This window comes from Methanosarcina sediminis, from assembly GCF_052056915.1.
In the GTDB taxonomy this organism is placed as follows: domain Archaea; phylum Halobacteriota; class Methanosarcinia; order Methanosarcinales; family Methanosarcinaceae; genus MTP4.
Genome location: NZ_CP195119.1, coordinates 3252632 through 3269340, shown reverse-complemented (window position 1 = coordinate 3269340; position 16709 = coordinate 3252632). Strand labels below are relative to the sequence as shown.

General features: G+C 49.3%; 19 protein-coding genes, 2 tRNA genes and 1 pseudogene. 9 read left to right on the top strand and 13 right to left on the bottom strand.

The window, feature by feature from the left end:
- Positions 1–108 precede the first annotated feature (108 nt).
- The 5 genes from ACSAZK_RS14310 to ACSAZK_RS14290 form a co-directional block, all read right to left on the bottom strand.
- On the bottom strand, positions 109–594 hold the full coding sequence (locus ACSAZK_RS14310; protein WP_440954749.1) for a hydrogenase maturation protease: 486 nt from the start codon (positions 592–594) through the stop codon (positions 109–111).
- Between the two features lie 152 nt (positions 595–746).
- Positions 747–1565 carry a cytochrome B gene (locus ACSAZK_RS14305; protein ID WP_440954748.1) on the bottom strand — a complete coding sequence of 273 codons (819 nt, stop codon included), beginning with the start codon at positions 1563–1565 and terminating at the stop codon, positions 747–749.
- Positions 1566–1579: 14 nt separating this feature from the next.
- Complete coding sequence (locus tag ACSAZK_RS14300; RefSeq protein WP_440954747.1) at positions 1580–3376, bottom strand: nickel-dependent hydrogenase large subunit; 1797 nt, start codon at positions 3374–3376, stop codon at positions 1580–1582.
- Positions 3377–3378: 2 nt separating this feature from the next.
- Positions 3379–4533, bottom strand: coding sequence for a hydrogenase small subunit (locus ACSAZK_RS14295; protein WP_440954746.1), 1155 nt, complete (start codon positions 4531–4533; stop codon positions 3379–3381).
- 725 nt (positions 4534–5258) lie between these two features.
- Positions 5259–5402: a hypothetical protein gene (locus ACSAZK_RS14290; protein ID WP_440954745.1), complete on the bottom strand. Its 144-nt coding sequence runs from the start codon at positions 5400–5402 to the stop codon at positions 5259–5261.
- A gap of 545 nt (positions 5403–5947) precedes the next feature.
- Here ACSAZK_RS14290 and ACSAZK_RS14285 point away from each other — a divergent pair.
- The 6 genes and pseudogenes from ACSAZK_RS14285 to ACSAZK_RS14260 all read left to right on the top strand — a co-directional run bounded on the left by ACSAZK_RS14285 (position 5948) and on the right by ACSAZK_RS14260 (position 9988).
- Positions 5948–6229, top strand: coding sequence for a HypC/HybG/HupF family hydrogenase formation chaperone (locus tag ACSAZK_RS14285; protein WP_440954744.1), 282 nt, complete (start codon positions 5948–5950; stop codon positions 6227–6229).
- Positions 6192–7349 (top strand): hydrogenase formation protein HypD, encoded by a 1158-nt coding sequence (hypD, locus tag ACSAZK_RS14280; RefSeq protein ID WP_440954743.1) that lies wholly within the window; start codon positions 6192–6194, stop codon positions 7347–7349. Before ACSAZK_RS14285 ends, hypD begins: the two co-directional genes overlap by 38 nt.
- Positions 7342–7818: pseudogene (gene hypA, locus ACSAZK_RS14275) on the top strand (hydrogenase maturation nickel metallochaperone HypA); the annotation flags it as partial. The gene hypD and the pseudogene hypA, both read left to right, overlap by 8 nt.
- Before the next feature lie 183 nt (positions 7819–8001).
- A complete protein-coding gene (gene hypB / locus ACSAZK_RS14270; RefSeq protein WP_440957030.1) occupies positions 8002–8655 on the top strand; it encodes a hydrogenase nickel incorporation protein HypB in 654 nt (217 codons plus the stop codon).
- A gap of 86 nt (positions 8656–8741) precedes the next feature.
- Entirely contained in the window at positions 8742–9794 is a 1053-nt protein-coding gene (gene hypE, locus ACSAZK_RS14265) for a hydrogenase expression/formation protein HypE (RefSeq protein WP_440954742.1), read from the top strand.
- Between the two features lie 26 nt (positions 9795–9820).
- Positions 9821–9988 (top strand): hypothetical protein, encoded by a 168-nt coding sequence (locus ACSAZK_RS14260; protein ID WP_440954741.1) that lies wholly within the window; start codon positions 9821–9823, stop codon positions 9986–9988.
- On the opposite strand, the gene ACSAZK_RS14255 is transcribed toward ACSAZK_RS14260, so the two are convergent.
- The gene (locus tag ACSAZK_RS14255; protein ID WP_440954740.1) at positions 9973–10323 is read right to left on the bottom strand and encodes a hypothetical protein; all 351 of its coding nucleotides are present in this window, start codon (positions 10321–10323) and stop codon (positions 9973–9975) included. The genes ACSAZK_RS14260 and ACSAZK_RS14255 overlap by 16 nt on opposite strands.
- 274 nt (positions 10324–10597) lie before the next feature.
- Between ACSAZK_RS14255 and ACSAZK_RS14250 the strand changes: the two genes are divergently transcribed.
- The gene (locus ACSAZK_RS14250) at positions 10598–11104 is read left to right on the top strand and encodes a gamma carbonic anhydrase family protein (protein WP_440954739.1); all 507 of its coding nucleotides are present in this window, start codon (positions 10598–10600) and stop codon (positions 11102–11104) included.
- A 27-nt stretch (positions 11105–11131) separates the two neighbouring features.
- Here ACSAZK_RS14250 and ACSAZK_RS14245 read toward each other — a convergent pair whose 3' ends face one another.
- Positions 11132–12526, bottom strand: coding sequence for a DUF2252 domain-containing protein (locus ACSAZK_RS14245; RefSeq protein WP_440954738.1), 1395 nt, complete (start codon positions 12524–12526; stop codon positions 11132–11134).
- A gap of 297 nt (positions 12527–12823) precedes the next feature.
- On the opposite strand from ACSAZK_RS14245, the gene ACSAZK_RS14240 reads away from it, so the two are divergent.
- Positions 12824–13435, top strand: coding sequence for a hypothetical protein (locus ACSAZK_RS14240; protein ID WP_440954737.1), 612 nt, complete (start codon positions 12824–12826; stop codon positions 13433–13435).
- Entirely contained in the window at positions 13432–13557 is a 126-nt protein-coding gene (locus tag ACSAZK_RS14235; protein WP_440954736.1) for a hypothetical protein, read from the top strand. Before ACSAZK_RS14240 ends, ACSAZK_RS14235 begins: the two co-directional genes overlap by 4 nt.
- Positions 13558–13576: 19 nt before the next feature.
- On the opposite strand, the gene ACSAZK_RS14230 is transcribed toward ACSAZK_RS14235, so the two are convergent.
- The 6 genes from ACSAZK_RS14230 to ACSAZK_RS14205 form a co-directional block, all read right to left on the bottom strand.
- Positions 13577–13661 (bottom strand) — tRNA-Leu (locus ACSAZK_RS14230).
- A gap of 109 nt (positions 13662–13770) precedes the next feature.
- Positions 13771–13858 (bottom strand) — tRNA-Leu (locus ACSAZK_RS14225).
- A gap of 274 nt (positions 13859–14132) precedes the next feature.
- Entirely contained in the window at positions 14133–14933 is an 801-nt protein-coding gene (locus ACSAZK_RS14220) for a DNA-directed RNA polymerase subunit D (RefSeq protein ID WP_440954735.1), read from the bottom strand.
- A gap of 70 nt (positions 14934–15003) precedes the next feature.
- Positions 15004–15384, bottom strand: coding sequence for a 30S ribosomal protein S11 (locus ACSAZK_RS14215; RefSeq protein ID WP_048180339.1), 381 nt, complete (start codon positions 15382–15384; stop codon positions 15004–15006).
- Between the two features lie 2 nt (positions 15385–15386).
- Positions 15387–16055 carry a 30S ribosomal protein S4 gene (locus ACSAZK_RS14210; RefSeq protein ID WP_440954734.1) on the bottom strand — a complete coding sequence of 223 codons (669 nt, stop codon included), beginning with the start codon at positions 16053–16055 and terminating at the stop codon, positions 15387–15389.
- A 23-nt stretch (positions 16056–16078) separates the two neighbouring features.
- The gene (locus ACSAZK_RS14205) at positions 16079–16561 is read right to left on the bottom strand and encodes a 30S ribosomal protein S13 (RefSeq protein ID WP_440954733.1); all 483 of its coding nucleotides are present in this window, start codon (positions 16559–16561) and stop codon (positions 16079–16081) included.
- Positions 16562–16709 lie beyond the last annotated feature (148 nt).

Genomic DNA, 16709 nt, shown 5'->3' with positions numbered 1-16709 from the left:
TAGGAATAGTTAATATTCTACCCGAAAGATGAAAAAAGTAACTCAAAAAAGTAGAATTATTTCAAAAAACCCTGGAAAAAAAACAGAAAATATGAAAAGAAAAGCCCGTCAGAAGAAGTCAGAAACTTCTTCCCTGATCAACCGGACTGCCTCGTTTACGGCTTCAAGCACATCAGCGCTCATTTCCATTGTAATTTCCGTAGCCTGCTTTCCTATTTCTATACCGAATACCACGATTTCCGGAAGTTCCTGCACCTGTTCCCCTATTTTCAGGACATCGGATATGGTCATGTCATGTACCGAAATGATGTCGTGGGGTGCAGTGCCTGCTATCAGGTCCAGGCCGGAAAGCCGGTGGATGGTACCTGCCCGAGAGCCGGTCAGGATCGCGTCAACAATTATGACCTTCCGGGCGCCATCCAGCAGGCTTAAAAGGTCCAGGCCGCAAACGCCAGCGTCTACTACTTCTAGACCGTCAAGCCCTTCAAGTTCCGTTTTTTTAAGGGCTTCAACAACCTTCAGGCCGACGGCGTCATCTCCCATGAAAGGGCTTCCACAGCCCAGGATTCGGACCGGAGCATGTAATATAGACATATTCTCACTCAACACAGGTATTCTGGTCAACACAGGAGTATTCTGGTCAACACAGGTATTCTAGTTAACACAGGTCAATTCAGGACTTTTTATTTTTTAGAGAGGAATATGCCTATATTAGCAGGATACGGCTATAAACCTCACTCTTAAATCTACTCTTTTGCGGCATCCAGGACTTTTTCGGATGAATCGTGCCAGACAAGCTCTCTGTCAGGCACGTTGTTCTTCGGTTCATGGCCCACGATATCAACGAAGTGCCTATCTGCAAGGTTTTCCTTTCCTGACCAGAAAATTGCCTTGTAGTACTTCCAGACATGGGGGTCAAACTCCAGAATCCCGATATGCACAACCAGTTCAAAGACGAACCAGTAGGTCATGAGCAGGTGAATTGCCCTCATTAACTGCAGTGAAGACATACCTAAGAAAGGTGCCATCAGGTCCCCTGCCGAAAGGATCCAGGAGCCCACGGGAAGCCCGAAAAGAACCCAGTCAAGCTTGTACAGGACAATTCCCGAAACTGCAATGACCAGAATAGCAGTACCTTCCAGCACGATAAGGATCTTCATCAAGGGGTGAAGCTTTGTCTTGTAGTGCCCCTCGACCTCATCATAGATGGTAAATGCCGGGTAGTCACCCTTCCCGAAGAAATTTAACATTATTGCTTTCAGGCGCATTGCATCTTCAAGGCTGAAGATATACGTGTCCATGAAATGTTCCATTTTTGCCTGAACTCCGCCCTCACTTGCAGAGAAGATGTTGTAAGGGATCAGAATCCAGTTCACCGCAAGGAGAACCGGAACCATGATCATGTGGAGAGCTCTGGCGTTGTGGAAGCTCATGAAGTCCCAGCCCATATAGATTTTTAACCCTGTCAGGATAAGCACTACCATTGCAAAAGCATGGGCGGTGTGAGCCACCCTGTCGAGTACCGTGTAGCGCTCAACAACCATAGGGTTGTTTTTGCCTCTCATGAAAGATCATCTCCTTATACGAGTCTTAAGGTTTTAGGAGCGTTTTTCCCGGTAAGGTCAATGGTGTGAACCGCACAGGCAACGCACGGGTCATAGGACCTGCCGATATGCAGGATGTTAACAGGATTAGAATAATCGATACCGAGTGCGTTTTCCGCCGCATTAATCTTTGACCCGATCAGGGCCTGCTCAAGCGGACCCGGGACACCTGCACCGTCCCTCGGGGACATGTTCCAGGTACTCGGGACTACAGGCTGATAGCGGACAACCTTTGAGTTGCTGTCTGTGGAGACCCAGTGCCCGAGAGCTCCACGGGGAGCTTCCCAGAGTCCCATGCCTTCGGAGTCCTTCGCCATGGAAAGGTCAGTGTGCACGGAAATCTTGCCGTTCGGGTCATAGTCAACAGTTACCCACTTAAGGAGCTCATTTGCGATAATGGCAATCTCCTGGATGCGGGCCACCATCCTGGTGTAGGTGTTTGCCGGAGAGTATCCGTTATCCTTGAAGGCCTGGGCCAGTCCGGTCACCAGGGGCTCTTTCATAGCGAGCAGGCGGGAAAGGGGACCGACTTCACAGGGTATGCCTTCATATCTCGGGGCCTTGCCCCAGGTATACCTGCTCTCGGAGCCGCGGTCATAGCGGATTTCTGCAGGATCGCCTATTGGGTTTGTCTCACCCTTCGAGGGGTGAAGTTCCCCTGTATCTTCATAGAAAGCGTGTGAAACGCCTTCGGTGATCTTGCTGGCATCGAAGTTTTTGTATTCGAGGTTCCCGGTCACGATACCCGAGGTCTGGAAACGGTCGCCTGCCGGGCTGTTCGGATCGTACCCGTCCCCGTTTTCAGTCTTGTAGAAAGCGCCGTAAGCCAGGAAGTTGATCTTTGAGGGATCACTATATCCGCCGGTACGGTCGTGTTTCAGGCTGGCCGGAAGCCCGAGGAGGGTTTCTCCCACAAGTTCGGAACCGAATGCGGCGTAGAATTCCGTGTCACCCCAGCCGGCTTCCCTGCTGAAGTTGTTGCTGTTGGAACCGGAAATACTGCTGTCCACGAGCCCCTGGAGGTGCTCGAGCACGAAGTTCACGGCCTTCTGGGGGGAGCTTGCCTTATAGGTATTTTCAATCCAGGTCTCGAAGGGGACTCTTAAGGTGTAGCTGGAAACAAAGTCCATCACCTGAAGGTAATAAGAGGAAAGTTTGCCGATGTCTGCGATAGTTGGCTTGTAGGTGTACCCACCCGGATAGGAAGTGACCTGGTGAGGCATCTTTCCACCGATGACTGCGATGGCTTCCTGAAGGCGTTTCTTTTCAGGGATTGCTGCAAGGTAGGAGCTACCTGGCGGAATGGCATTCCCATCAATCCTGTAGCTGATAGGGGCAAACCTGCCCACAAGTTCCTTCCAGACAGCACTTCCGGTTTCTCCAAGAGGGGTAAGGACATCGCGGTAAGAGGGGTTTGCAAGGTCAGGGCCCCAGAGCACATAGACATGGGTTGCGTGGCTTGCAAGGGTGTTTAACGCCTGGTTGATGTTCCTTGCCACAAGAGCATCCTTGGGCACACTGTCAGCAACCCCGAAGAGCTGGTCAAGAGCATTTGCTGCTGCCAGAGAATGAGAAGTAGGACAGACCCCGCAGATCCTCTGGGTCAGGAGTGCTGCATCCCTGGGGTCCTGGTTCTGAAGCATGCGTTCAAAGCCCCTGAACATCAGGCAGGAACTCTGGGCATCGGTGATTACACCTTCTGCATTAACCTCGGTGGACAGGCGGAGGTGGCCTTCAATCCTGGTAAGGGGATCGACTGTAACGTTTACCATTTTTAATCATCTCCTTTCATTCTGCGCACTGCATGTACACCTGCGGCAAGCACGGATGCACCGACTGCGGCTTTAGAGACGGTATCGATATTTGCCCCGAGGAACACGCCCTTGTCCTCAGCTTCAACATACAGGGGCCTTGCAGAATCCGGGAACCCGGGCTCCACACAGGCGATGCAGGGGGAACCTGCCTGGGTGCACATGCTTACGGAACCGTTCCAGCGGCGCAGGGCACAGTCCGAGTGGGTGTAAGGAGCTTTGCAGCCTAACTTCCAGAGGCACTTTTCCCCTCCGATTTCCGTATCGAATTCCCCGCGGTCGTAGTAGCCGCGCCGGGGACAGTTTTCGTGCACCGTATGCCCGGGGGGGAAGAATACTTTGGGTCTTCCAAACCTGTCCAGAGCGGAATTGAGGTCTTCGGGAATCCTGAGCTTTCCAAGGATTACCGCCCCGAGGGTCAGGAGGATCCAGTCAGGGTGTGCGGGACAGCCAGGGATATTGATCACAGGCTTGCGGATGCCAAGTTCCTGGAGCATGCCTTTGGAGCCGTCTTCTTTTGTGAACTGCACTCCCCTGTAGTCGGTAAGCTCGGAAACGGCACTGTCTGCGGAGTTTATTCCACCGTATGCTGCACAGGTGCCCACTGCAAGAATTGCGTTAGCGTTCTTTGCCGCTTTGGAAAAGAGTTCCTTGAAAGGCCTGTTCCCAATCACGCAGTAGCGGCCGGAACCATCTGGCCCATTTGCGATTGCGCCTTCAACGATCAGGATGTAGTTGCCTTCTTCGATCAGTTCGTCAACAAGGATTTCGGAGTTCAGCTCTGAGCTGTTTGCAGGCTTCCCATCCACGAAAAGTCCCTGCTGAGCAAGGAGGGTCTCGTGGTAAGCGAGATTAACGTTAAGCTTGGTAATCGCCTGGACGATGTCCGGGTTGCCACCGTTTAAGATGGACTCGGAACAACCAGTGCATTCCGCCCCATGCAACCAGACAAGCTTTGTCTCTGCAAATTCAAGAGCACTTACAATCTCCGTTTTGTACGTACCGAGAAATGCCGTTGCACCGACTGCACCTACGGCTTTTAGAAAGGTACGCCTATCCATTTTTAAAAAGTCCATACTCTCCAGTGTATGAACCAAATTCTTTTTTCCAATGACCATATTCTACCACATCTTGTTTTTTATATACCCAAACTATATGTCCGAAAGGAAAATGGTTCTTAAACATCCATTGAAATTATATAAATCGTCATATAAATATACAGATAATATTTGGAATGAGTAAATAGTATTTAAGTTTTTTTACATGAACAAATAAATATATTTTTCCATGAAATGAAAGTTATAATTATTCTTTCGAAAATATACGATTATGTTTAATTTAATAATAGCCATCAAAGGACATGAATATACATAGAGAACCAGAAATAACCAGATGAAAGGAATCTAAACCTTTGAAATAATAATGATAGATTCACACTGATGCACATAACAACAGAATAGTAGAAATTATGATAAAAGAATCTATAATTAAATAGAAAGTATTAAAAAATCAGAAATTATTATTGAAAAATAACATCAGAAATGAGGTACATATTTTAACATTTAAATGGATTCAATTCTGATTTCGAGAAAAATATAGGGGAAAACCCCCGGAAAAATTAAGGTAAAGATAAGGCAATAAAGAGGAATAGATTTTCGAGCAAATGAGGGAAATTTTCATTTATACCTCATATACACCTTTCAATACCTGTTACATACCTTTTCAATTAAGCTTAAATGCCTTTTCAATTCAGCTTACATACCTTTTCAATTAAGCTTACATACCTTTTCAATTAAGCTTACATACCTTTTCAATTAAGCTTACATACCTTTTCAATTAAGCTTCATATTAATCTTAAAATACCCGGAGCGTTTTTCCCTGTAAGGTCGATGGTATGGACAGCACATGCAATACAGGGGTCGCAGGACCTTCCGACATGCAGGAGGTTGACCGGGTTGGAGTAATCAACACCTAGAACGTTTTCCACAGCATTAATCCTTGTTCCGATCAAAGCACGATATACATAAAAGATACAGAATTCTTTTGAAATGCAGCGGAGCATAATAATACTATGTAAAATTTATAGTCCAAAAAGAGAAAACAAAAAGGTTATAAAAGAGAACTATAAAAATGCAGGAAATAATTTTGGGTATATATTTGTTTTAAAAAACAGTGTGAAAGGCTTGATAACGGCTTTGCGGAATGCCATGTAGGCCTCCTGCAAACGGTAAACTGTAGAGAAACCGCTAAACCTTGAGAGATAAACGGTTATAAAGTGCAGAGAATACATAATATAGGGAGAACAGGGAAAATTACAATCTGGAGATAGGTGCAGGAACTTACCGGAAAAGTTACCGGGACTTACCTGAAAAGAGCCCGGCACTCACAAAAAAATCCAAAAATAAAAAAATCCGGCAAACCCCAAAACCCGGGAAAGGGCCACACAGATTGTTTTCATGCATAAATGTTTCTCACCTGAAATATGGTTCTCATACACTTACGGATTTTAAAAGAAAAAACAGCAGAGGTAACATGTGTATAGCTATTCCTGGAAAAGTTAAGGCGATCGTCAATGAAAACACCGCCACCGTCGATATGGGTGGAGTCCGCAGAGACGTGAACATGGACCTGCTGGGAGGGGCAAGCGAAGCCCTGCTCGGGAAATACGTGCTGGTTCATGTGGGCTATGCCATATCGGAAATCTCCGAAGAAGAAGGAGAAGAAACCATGCGCCTCCTGAAACTGATGGCAGGGCTGGATGACGGAGAGCTCGGTTTTGAGGAGACTTTACCGGAAAACAGGGAAACTGATTGAAATGGCTTCCGAAAACCCCCAATCGAAACAGGGGATTCCCGAAATAGAAAAGAAGCTTCTGGAGAGAATCGAAGCCTCGGCCCGGCCGCTTCGCATAATGCACGTCTGCGGAACCCATGAGCGGACCATAGCGAAATACGGGCTACGGAGTGTGCTTCCGGAAGAAATCGAAGTGATCAGCGGCCCGGGCTGCCCTGTCTGCGTCACTCCCGAAGCAGATATTGACATTGCAATCGCCCTTGCAAAAAGCGGGGCAAGCGTGGTCACCTTCGGGGACATGATGCGGGTCCCGGGCTCCGCGGGCAGCCTGCTGGACGCAAAAGCCGAAGGTGCGGACGTGAGGATGGTCTACAGCATAGACGATGCCGTAACCCTCGCGGAAAAAAAGTCCGGGCAGGAAGTGGTCTTCTTAGGAATAGGCTTCGAGACCACGGTCCCTGCCAATGCGGCAACCCTCCTTCGAGGCGTGCCCGAAAACTTCAGCCTCCTTGTTTCCCAGAAGCGGACACCTCCGGCAATAGGACTGCTTGCCAGGGACACCGAAGTGGACGCCTTTATTGCCCCGGGACATGTGGCAACCATCATCGGGACAAAACCTTTCGAACCCCTTGCAGAGCAGGGTTTCCCCACAGTCGTGAGCGGGTTTGAAGCGTACGATGTCCTCCTTGGGATTTCCCTCCTCCTGGCACAGATTGAAAAAGGCGAAGCAAGGGTTGATAACGGGTATCCGAGGGTCGTTAAGCCCGAAGGGAACCTGATTGCCCTGAAAATGATGGAGGAGGTCTTCGAGAACGCGGATTCCGAATGGAGAGGCATCGGGAATATAGAAAGTTCCGGGCTTGTCCTAAAAAAGGAGTTCGAAGAGCAGGACGCAGCAAAGAGGCATGAGGATTTCTATGCAGCCGCCCTCGGAGAAATCAGGAAAAAAGCCGAAGGGAGAGATAAAAAGCGCTGCATCTGCGCTGCCATCCTTACTGGAAAGGCAAAACCCCCCCAGTGCCCGAACTTTGGAAAGGACTGCACCCCAAAAACCCCTGCAGGTCCGTGCATGGTCAGCCAGGAGGGCATGTGCTACAACTGGTTCAAGTACGCCAGGACAGGAGGTAGCGGGCGTGCATGAGTACTCTATTGCCTGCGAAATCTTCGAACAGGTGATCGCTACCGCCAGAGCCCACGGAGCATCCGAAGTCAAGGCCGTGACCCTTCAGATGGGAAGGCTGACCCACACGAACCCGGAACAGCTAAAGTTCTGTTTCGATGTCCTGGCAGAAGGCAGCATTGCCAAAGGGGCGGAATTTTTAGTGGAGATGATCCCCCCAACCGTGGAATGCGAGTGCGGATACAGAGGTACTGTCGATACCCCCGGAAAACCAGCTGGCAAGTCTGAAGAGGACAGAAGCGAAGGAGGGGGCAAAAGCGGAAGCGAAAATGGAGACGGAAACAAAGCCGACGCTGAAAACGATACCGGACTTCAGCAGAGCGAACTGCTGGAATACGTTGCAGCCCTTAACTGTCCCGCCTGCGGGAGAGCTGCCCGGATTACAGGAGGACAGGAACTCATCATTAAGACGATAGATATAGAGACCAAGCCCGAAGCTGAGCCTGAAGCTGAAACTGAAGTTGAAACTGAAGTTGAAACTAAATCTGAAACTGAACAAGGAAACCGGGCCTGAAAAACCCTTGATCATGATAATTCCAAAGTTATTTTCATCCACAAACAATTTTTAAAAACAATATTTACAAATAATTTCCAGAAGTGATTTTTCATGTTAATGCACGTAATCAATGTGGGACACGACGTCTTTAAGGCAAACGACAAGCTTGCCGAAAAAAACCGGAAGAGCCTTGACAAGCACGGGATCCTTGCGGTGAACATCATGGGAGCTATAGGCTCCGGAAAGACCACCTTGATCGAGGAAGCCATCAAAGCCCTCAAGGACAAATACAGGATAGCAGTGATCGCAGGGGACGTTATCGCAGAGATGGACGCCTCCCGTTTCCGGAAGCTCGATGTGCCAACCGTCCCTGCAAACACGGGAAAGGAATGCCACCTGGACGCTAAACTTGTCGAGAAAGCCCTGAAAGAAATCGACCTCAAAAACACCGATCTCCTTATAATCGAAAACGTGGGCAACCTGATCTGCCCCGTGGACTTCAAGCTTGGGGAACACCTGAGGATAGTCGCCGTCAGCGTCACCGAAGGAGACGATATTATCCTGAAACACCCCATGATCTTCAAGACCGCTGAACTTGCAGTGATAAACAAAATAGACCTTGCGGCGGCTGTTGATGTTGACCCGGAAAAGATGGTCGCCGATATCCAGGCCCTGAACCCCGAAGTCCCCATTCTTCTGACCTCAAAACATTCCAGGGAAAGCCTTGACCTGTGGGTAGGTGCAATTGAAGCAGGGCTCGAAAGCAGATAAGGAAAAAGTAAGCAGATGGGACGGGAAAGAGCCTGGAGAAAGCAGGAAGAGATAAAGCGGAAAAAAAAGTTAGAAAAGAGGTCAGTATGAAGTCCACTACAATTACTCTGGAACACGGGGCAGGCGGAGAAGTGATGCAGGCTCTGATAGGCGAAATCATCCTGAAAAACTTCAATAGCAAGAGCGCAGGCTCGGTGGGGCTCGAGAGCCTGGACGACGGCTCCACGGTCAAACTTGAAAATTTTGATTCGAATTCCGAACTGGTCCTGACCACGGACAGCCATGTGATCATCCCTGCTTTTTTCCCGGAAACGAACATAGGCAGGTTGGCCGTTGCAGGCACAATCAACGACCTGACGGTGATGGGGGCAAAACCCCTTGCCCTGACCTGTGCGGTCATTGTACCGGAAGGTTTTCCCATGGACGACTTTGAAGCAATCATCAAGACCATGGCCGACACGGCAGCCGAAGCTGAAGTCCCGATCATCACGGGAGATACCAAGACCGTGGAAAAGGATGCTCTTGATTCGATCATCCTGAACACCGCAGGGCTCGGGATAACCGCAGCAGAAATACCCGTAAGGGACTCCGGGCTTTCCCCGGGAGACAAAGTCCTGGTCACTGGCACCATAGGCGACCATGGGATCTCCCTCATGGCTCATAGGGAAGGCTTTGACTTCGATACCGACCTGGTATCGGATTCCGCACCTCTCTGGAAGCTCATAGAGCCCCTCCTGGAGCTCAAAACACCCGAAGGGGAAGCGGTCATAACCGCCATGAAAGACCCGACCCGGGGAGGGCTTGCAAACGCCCTCAACGAGATGGCGGAAAAGAGCGAAGCCGGAATCCTCCTGGAAGAAGAAGACATCCCCTTCAAGCCCGCGGTCTCCGCAGCTTGCGAGATGCTGGGCCTCGACCCCCTGGAAGTCGCAAACGAAGGAAAAGCCGTAATAGGGGTAAAAGCCGGCTTCGAAGAAAAAGTGCTGGAAATCCTGAAAAAACACCCCTACGGAAAAGATGCTGCAGTCATAGGGGAAGTGACCTCCGAAAACAAAGGAGAAGTGGTCCTCAGGAACCGCTTCGGCGGCATGCGCTACGTTGATGTGCCTGCAGGAGACCCCATTCCGCGCGTGTGCTAAAATTGAAAATATTGAAGATATTATAAGTGGCCGATGTTCCGGCGGAAATTTCCCGGGATGCCGGGGAGATTCTTCCCGAGGATCTTCCCGAAGACATCTCAGGCGATTTCCCCGATAATACTCACCCAGATTTAAAAAATATATTTGTAAATTTTCTCATTTTTATTTTTCATTCATATTATACATCCCTGTGAAGGCGGCATCCCCTGTAAAGGACATCTCTCAGGTAAATAGTGTATAAAACGAGGTCTTTAACAAGGCTCGGACTGAGATCCTCATCCAGTTCAAAATCCAGTAAATTGTCCCTTAGTTTTTCAAAATATTCGGGATCTTCCGATTTGAGGTAGTCACGACCTTTCAATAAAAGAAAAAGTGCCCTGCTGTGTATAGCAAAACATGCCTCTCTGCTTATTTCCCGGTTGAAATTAAGAGATGTTAAAACCTCGGAAATAGGAGAGTTAAGTTCAAGCAGCACATTGCTCAAGGCATCAAAGTCTATGTTACTCATACCAGTATTTTGTACAGCCATATTCTTTATAAAGTATTTTAAAAAATAAAAATATTTCTTTTCATGTTATAAATAGTTATAATGTGCGACTGTTGGAAAATATAAGGACCGTAAAGAAAAGTCAAAAACAAAATTAAAATATAAAATATGTAACAGGTATCTAATTGTCCTGCGTATAATTATCAACATAACTGCGACGGTAATGCTTCCAAGGGTGTTTATGCCCCGGCAGGCACCCGAAGAACCAATAATTAATGAAAAGCATGCATGGAGAAACTTGACAGGAGGAGAGACAATGGTTATAATGGAATTTAAAGGCAAAATCCCAAAAATCTCCGGAACAGCTTTTGTTGCGGATTCTGCGGATATAATAGGAAACGTGGAGATCGGGGATTTATCAAGCATCTGGTTTAATGCGGTGATCCGCGGGGATGAAAACCGGATAAAGATCGGAAACCGGACCAGCATCCAGGATAACGCGGTTATTCATGTAGACACCCATGAGGGGGTTGAGATAGGGGACAACGTGACAGTCGGGCACGGAGCGGTAATTCACGGATGCAAAATAGAAGATAACGTGCTGATAGGAATGAATGCAACCGTTTTGAATGGGGCTGAAATCGGGAAAAATTCCATAGTCGGAGCGAATGCCCTCGTGTCCCAGGGGAAGAAATACCCTGAAAGCAGCCTTATTATCGGGGTCCCGGCGAAGGCAAAAAGGGAAACTAACGAAGCAGAGATTGAGGGAATAAGAAAAAATGCAGCGGAATATGTTGAACTGGCAAAAGAGTACAGGAAATAACAGTGAAGTGATCGGAAAACTCGCAACTCATATTCCTTTCTCGACTGTAATATTACCGGACTCCACAGCCTCCACCAGCATCTTATAATCGCGTTCGTTCTGGTCAGCGTAAGCCACGGCAAAGTCAGCAATAGCCCTGGGAAGTGCCTTACCTTTGCCGATGTATCCCGAGATGGCAGACGCATCCCCGGTCCTGGCATGGGCTCGGGCAAGGCAGACACTGCACACCTTCAGGTAGGTCTCCAGGCCTTCTTCGTCCAGGTCAGCGACGTCCATCGAACCCTTCATGTCTTTCAACTGGCGCCAGTAATACTGGATGCCGGTCAGCGGACTCTCGTGCCAGCCCAGGAAGATGTCACTTGCAGCCTGCATCAGCCGCTGTCCCACCACCACACGTTCTGCATGTCTTCCATAGTCCCTTTTTGGGAGGTGAGGCTCCAGGACCGACGGCCCTGCCTCTTTCAGCTGCAGGATCAGCGCGTCACCTTCAGCACCCCCTTCCAGCAGGACGATAAAACAGCGCGTACCGACACTGCCAACGCCGCCCACCCGCAAGGCCACGCCCGAGATCCGGAAACGCGACAGAAGCAGGCGCCGCTCTTCGGGAAGACTGGCAAGATAGTCATTCCACATATTTTCCACATCCTTCTCTGTTATCTGGGCTTTCTGTTCCTCGGTAAGCAGCTCGCTCAGCCGCACCAGGAGCGGAGGGTCACTGAGGATCCGCCGCCGCCCATTGACCAGCTCGGTGAGCTTTTCCAGGGTCTGCTCGTGCGTACGCCTGCGAGCCTTCTTAACCATCTTCCGGGCGCTCTTCCCCGCTTTTCCGGAGGAGCGCTCAAAGGCTTCGAGGACCCTGTCCACCTCCACGTGGAAATACCACACGTCCAGGGCTGATGCCCGGGCGAGGCGTACCATGGCGTCCCGATAGAATACGGTAACGTCCTCCGCCAGTTTCCGGTTCACCTTGTCGCTAAACCCATTATCCCGTCCGGCGACCACCGCACTTGCTGCCAGGCGCTTGAGGTCCCACTCCCAGGGACCCGGATATGCCTCGTCGAAATCGTTGACGTCGAAAACCAGATTCCTCTCTGGCGTTGCAAAGACTCCGAAGTTTAAGAGATGGGCGTCCCCGCAGAGCTCCACCTGCAGCCCCGTTACCGGTGTTGAAGCAAGGTCTGCCGCCATCACAGCCGCCGAACCGCGCAGGAAGGTAAAAGGCGATTCCAGCATCCGCCCATATTTAATGGGCAAAAGGTGCTCCAGACGCCCCCTGTCCTGTTCCTGAAGCAGGCTGACCGGGTCCGGACGGTCAGGGGAAGGTACCCAGGACCCGTGGCTGCTCCGGGGCACTTCCTTGCGCAGGCCCTTACCCCATTCCCGCCGTTCCGAACGGGTAGACATCCTTTCATTGAATGACACTTATAAACCCCCCGATTACTCAGCTCCCTCTTTTCGAACTTATTTGTCTGCTATAAATGCTGATTATTTATATACTGTTTAATATAAAAATTAATCATTTTCGTGTTTTGCATGAAGCGTGAGGAAAATGCACCCCTAGCATTTCATATTCTCCACCGTTGGGCCACCCATTGAGTGGAACACTTCGACAGGATGTAAGCTAAAACCTCTGTACAGTATAATAAAGATCAAATAGTAAAGCGCCCAATCTAAGAAAAAAAGTAAAAACCTGATGAAGAAGTGTATGGAAGCAAAAATATGAAAACAGACCCGATTGTGCAAGAAGAACTATGGCGTTCGATTCCAGTATACTTTGTTTCATTTTTAGCCATTGGAGCCCTGAATTTGAAAGGATATATCTCAGTCGAAGGAATTGCAACTTTTCTTCTGGCCTTGCTTCCAACAGCAGTCCATTTCTCACTTATGGTCAGGTACAGGAAAAAAGAGGGCCTGATCGACTCTTCGATCTTCTCAATAATTGGCTACATTTTTCAATCAGGATCACCTGAAAAAGGAAAATCCAGATGCTCAGCTTCGAGGAAAACGTCCCGGATCATTCTGGCTATTGCAGTCTTCACATACATTGTTTATCTTTATGCATCCCTAAAGTATGGACTGGACCAGATCTTCTGGCCTCTGGTGCTTGTCTTCTTCGGAGCTTCCCTATCAGAAGTTGTTTTTTCAAGAGAAAAAAGAAACCATGCAAATCTGCTTAAATGGGGAACTTTCTACGCAACAACCTCGGTTTTCATATTTGCCCGCTATCTGGTGCTGGGTTACCCCGTTTTACCGGTTCTTAAGGGAGCCATGATTGTTGGGACCGTATTATTGATGTTCCTGCTTTTGATGCAAAAGAGGAGCACCACATGAAAAAATATATGAGGAAGAAAATGGTCGCCCTGCATCCTTCATTTGATATTTTTAACTCCGAAGGCTGGAAGTCCCCTTCCTCGGCTCCGGAGGAGACAGGGAGAGGTAGTTCACGAGAATAACACTTCAAAGAAAGTTTAGTGCGAGGGATGGGATTCGAACCCACGAACTCCTACGAGACTAGGCCCTCAACCTAGCGCCTTTGGCCTGGCTGGGCAACCCTCGCTCTTCGATTTTGCGCCTTAATGAAGACGACACACTGAACTGTGAATGAATTGAAACAAGGCTTTTAGGAAAAACGTATTTTGAGAAAGAATAACACTTCAAAGAAAGTTTGGTGCGAGGGATGGGATTCGAACCCACGAACTCCTACAAGACTAGGCCCTCAACCTAGCGCCTTTGACCTGGCTGGGCAACCCTCGCTCTTCGATTTTTGGCGCAGCACGCACCTTGCACTCCCTCACAATATCAACGATTATATATAAAGATTTCGAGCCGTGAGGGACGGTAATAATAATTGACGGAAGACTCCACAGGAAACTGAATAATCCCGGAGGTGTTCAGGGCTCCTAAGGGCCTCTTAATAGTTTCTGAAAACCCCCGAAAACATCAGAATTTCCGGGATCGGAGAGTAAACAGATAGCATATACTCTACCGACCCAGGAGAAAGGTATGAACCGGCTCTTAAAGCGCAGGCTCAGAGCTGGTCCAGAATACTGATGAGTCCTTCGGCTTTGCCTTTAACCACATCAGAGGCTTGCAGTATGAGGTCTCTGGCAGTATAGGAACCATCGGATTCCATGGTAAAGACAAAAGCGTTTTCATCGTAGTTGACCTTGATGGCGTTGATGTCACATGCCTTTTCACAGAGTCTGCAAAGAGAACACTTGAGAAGATCCTCTTCGGGGACCATTGCCCCGGATTCTTCGATCCGGATGATGCTCTTGGGGCATTCCGCCGCACAATGTCCGCAAGCGTCGCAGTTCTCAACACTTATAATCGGCATGTTTTTATAGCCGCATGCAATGCCCGCCTGCCACTTCACGCTATCCCTGCCGTAGCCCATATGAGCTATGGCCTCGAGCACGAGTTTCTGTCCCTTCTTCAGCTCGACGATCGAGATGTTAGCATCTGCGGCCTGCACCAGAGGGTCGGAAGAGATAAGGTCTCCGGAATGAACGATCGCCGGACCTTCGGAACTCAGGGTAAGGGAGACCTCACAGGCAGGACAGCCTTCGCCTCCACAAACCGTGCACTCGGCTTGAGGCACATACGTCTCAATGTCTGTTACAAGCGGGATTAAGGACAGACGGAGAGCCAGCTGCTCGTCATAGAGTACGGAGGTGTTGTCGTAGAGATTTACGTACTCGATCGCAAGGGTAGGGACATCGGCGATCATAGCGCGCCGGATGCCGTTAGCAAAAGCCATGCCGACCTTTGAAAGCACAAACTTTGCAGATCTGTCCGATAACTCCAGAATGTCTACTTCCATCGTCATATACCTTAATTTCCCTTATTTTCTATTATACCTTCAAAAAAAGAAAAAATTTGAAGGTTTTGCTTTTCGCTTATACACGCCTTCCGCCCTTGGGACGGGTACCGTCATGCGGGACAGGGGTCACGTCTTCGATCCTGCCGATACGAATCCCGGCCCTTGCAAAAGCCCTGATTGCAGCCTGTGCACCAGGACCCGGACTCCTCTGCTTGTTCCCACCGGGAGCTCTTACCCGGATGTGGATGCCGTTGATGCCCTTGTCCCTAAGCTGGTCTGCAAGCTGGCCTGCCATCTGCATAGCAGTATAGGGAGAACTTTCGTCCCTTGCGGCCTTTACGACCATTCCACCAGAGGACTTTGCAATGGTTTCAGCCCCGGTAATGTCCGTTACCGTGATGTGCGTGTTGTTAAATGAGGACTTGATGTGGGCCACAGCCCATTTCATGTCTGCCATGTTTATCTCCTCCCTCTCTTCTTACCGCCTCTGCCGCCTCTGCCGCCTCTGCCGCCTCTCTCTGCTTCCTTTGCCTTCTTTTCCGCAGCAACAGTCTTGAGAGTAGTTTCACGGTCTGCAAGGTAGGCTGCAATCTGAACAGGCCTTTCGGGATGAGATTCGCTAATAAGGGGAGAAGAGCCGTAGTAGCCAATGTTCATTTCATCTTCCCTTGTGACCAGCATTCCCGGCACGGTAGCTTTCCTGCCGTTAACCGAGATGTGTCCGTGGGTAATGAACTGGCGGGCCTGGACAACAGTCCTTGCAAGACCCATACGGAGGACCTGAGTCTGGAGCCTCCTTTCAAGGATATTCTCGGTCTTCAAGGAAAGGATATCGTCAATGCCAGAGTCAGGCTTGATAATACCGTAACGGATGAGCTTTGCGAGGATTTCTTCAGACTGGGTCTTCAGGTGCCCTTCCAGTCCATCGCCCTTGCTTTCCGCAACCTTTGCGAGCAGGTTCCTGGCTTCGGACCGGTACATCCTGAGCATACTGGCCGCTTTCCAGACTTCCTTTTTGTTCCTGAGGCCATATGCCTTGATCAATTCGACCTCTGCAGCCATCCTGGCTTCCTGCCATGGGTGTCTGGGAGTCTCGTAGCTCTTCTTCTTTTTACCTGGATATGCCATTTATGTCACCTCGACTAAGGAAATCACTTTTTCCTGCTAACCCCAACGGTTGAACCGCGGCGGCCGGTGGATTTGGTCCTCTGTCCCCTAACTTTCAGGCCCCTCTCGTGTCTGAGACCTCTGTAAGCACGAACCTTCTTCAGGTTGTTAATGTCCTCTCTGAAGGTCAGGACAATGTCCGTTCCGAGCAGGTGCTTATCTTCTCCACTGGTGGGATCCTTTCGCCTGTTCAGCATCCAGGCCGGGACATTTGCCTCGAAATTCCCGATTGCAGAGTCAAGTTTTTCCACATCTTCGTCGGGCAGGTATCCAAGTACAGCATCGGGGTCAACCTCTGCTCCCTTTGCAATGAGCTTTGCAGTACGCCTCCCAATTCCGGGAAGTCCAGTCAAAGCATACTGCACGGGTCGCGACCCCTGCAAGTCGGTATTCATGATACGAACAAGATGCCTTAGTTCTTCGTTATGTTCTTCTACCATATACATCCTCCAAGATGTAAACAGCATCCTGTAGCCCCTGGTCGAATACCCATAAATGAATATGCGAAAGCTCAGGAGCAGCTCTCAAAAGGAGCTTCTTTACAGTACATACTGATGAGTTCCTTTACATGCCACTCCAGTATATAAGGTTATCTGCAAGCGCTTTCCAGACAGG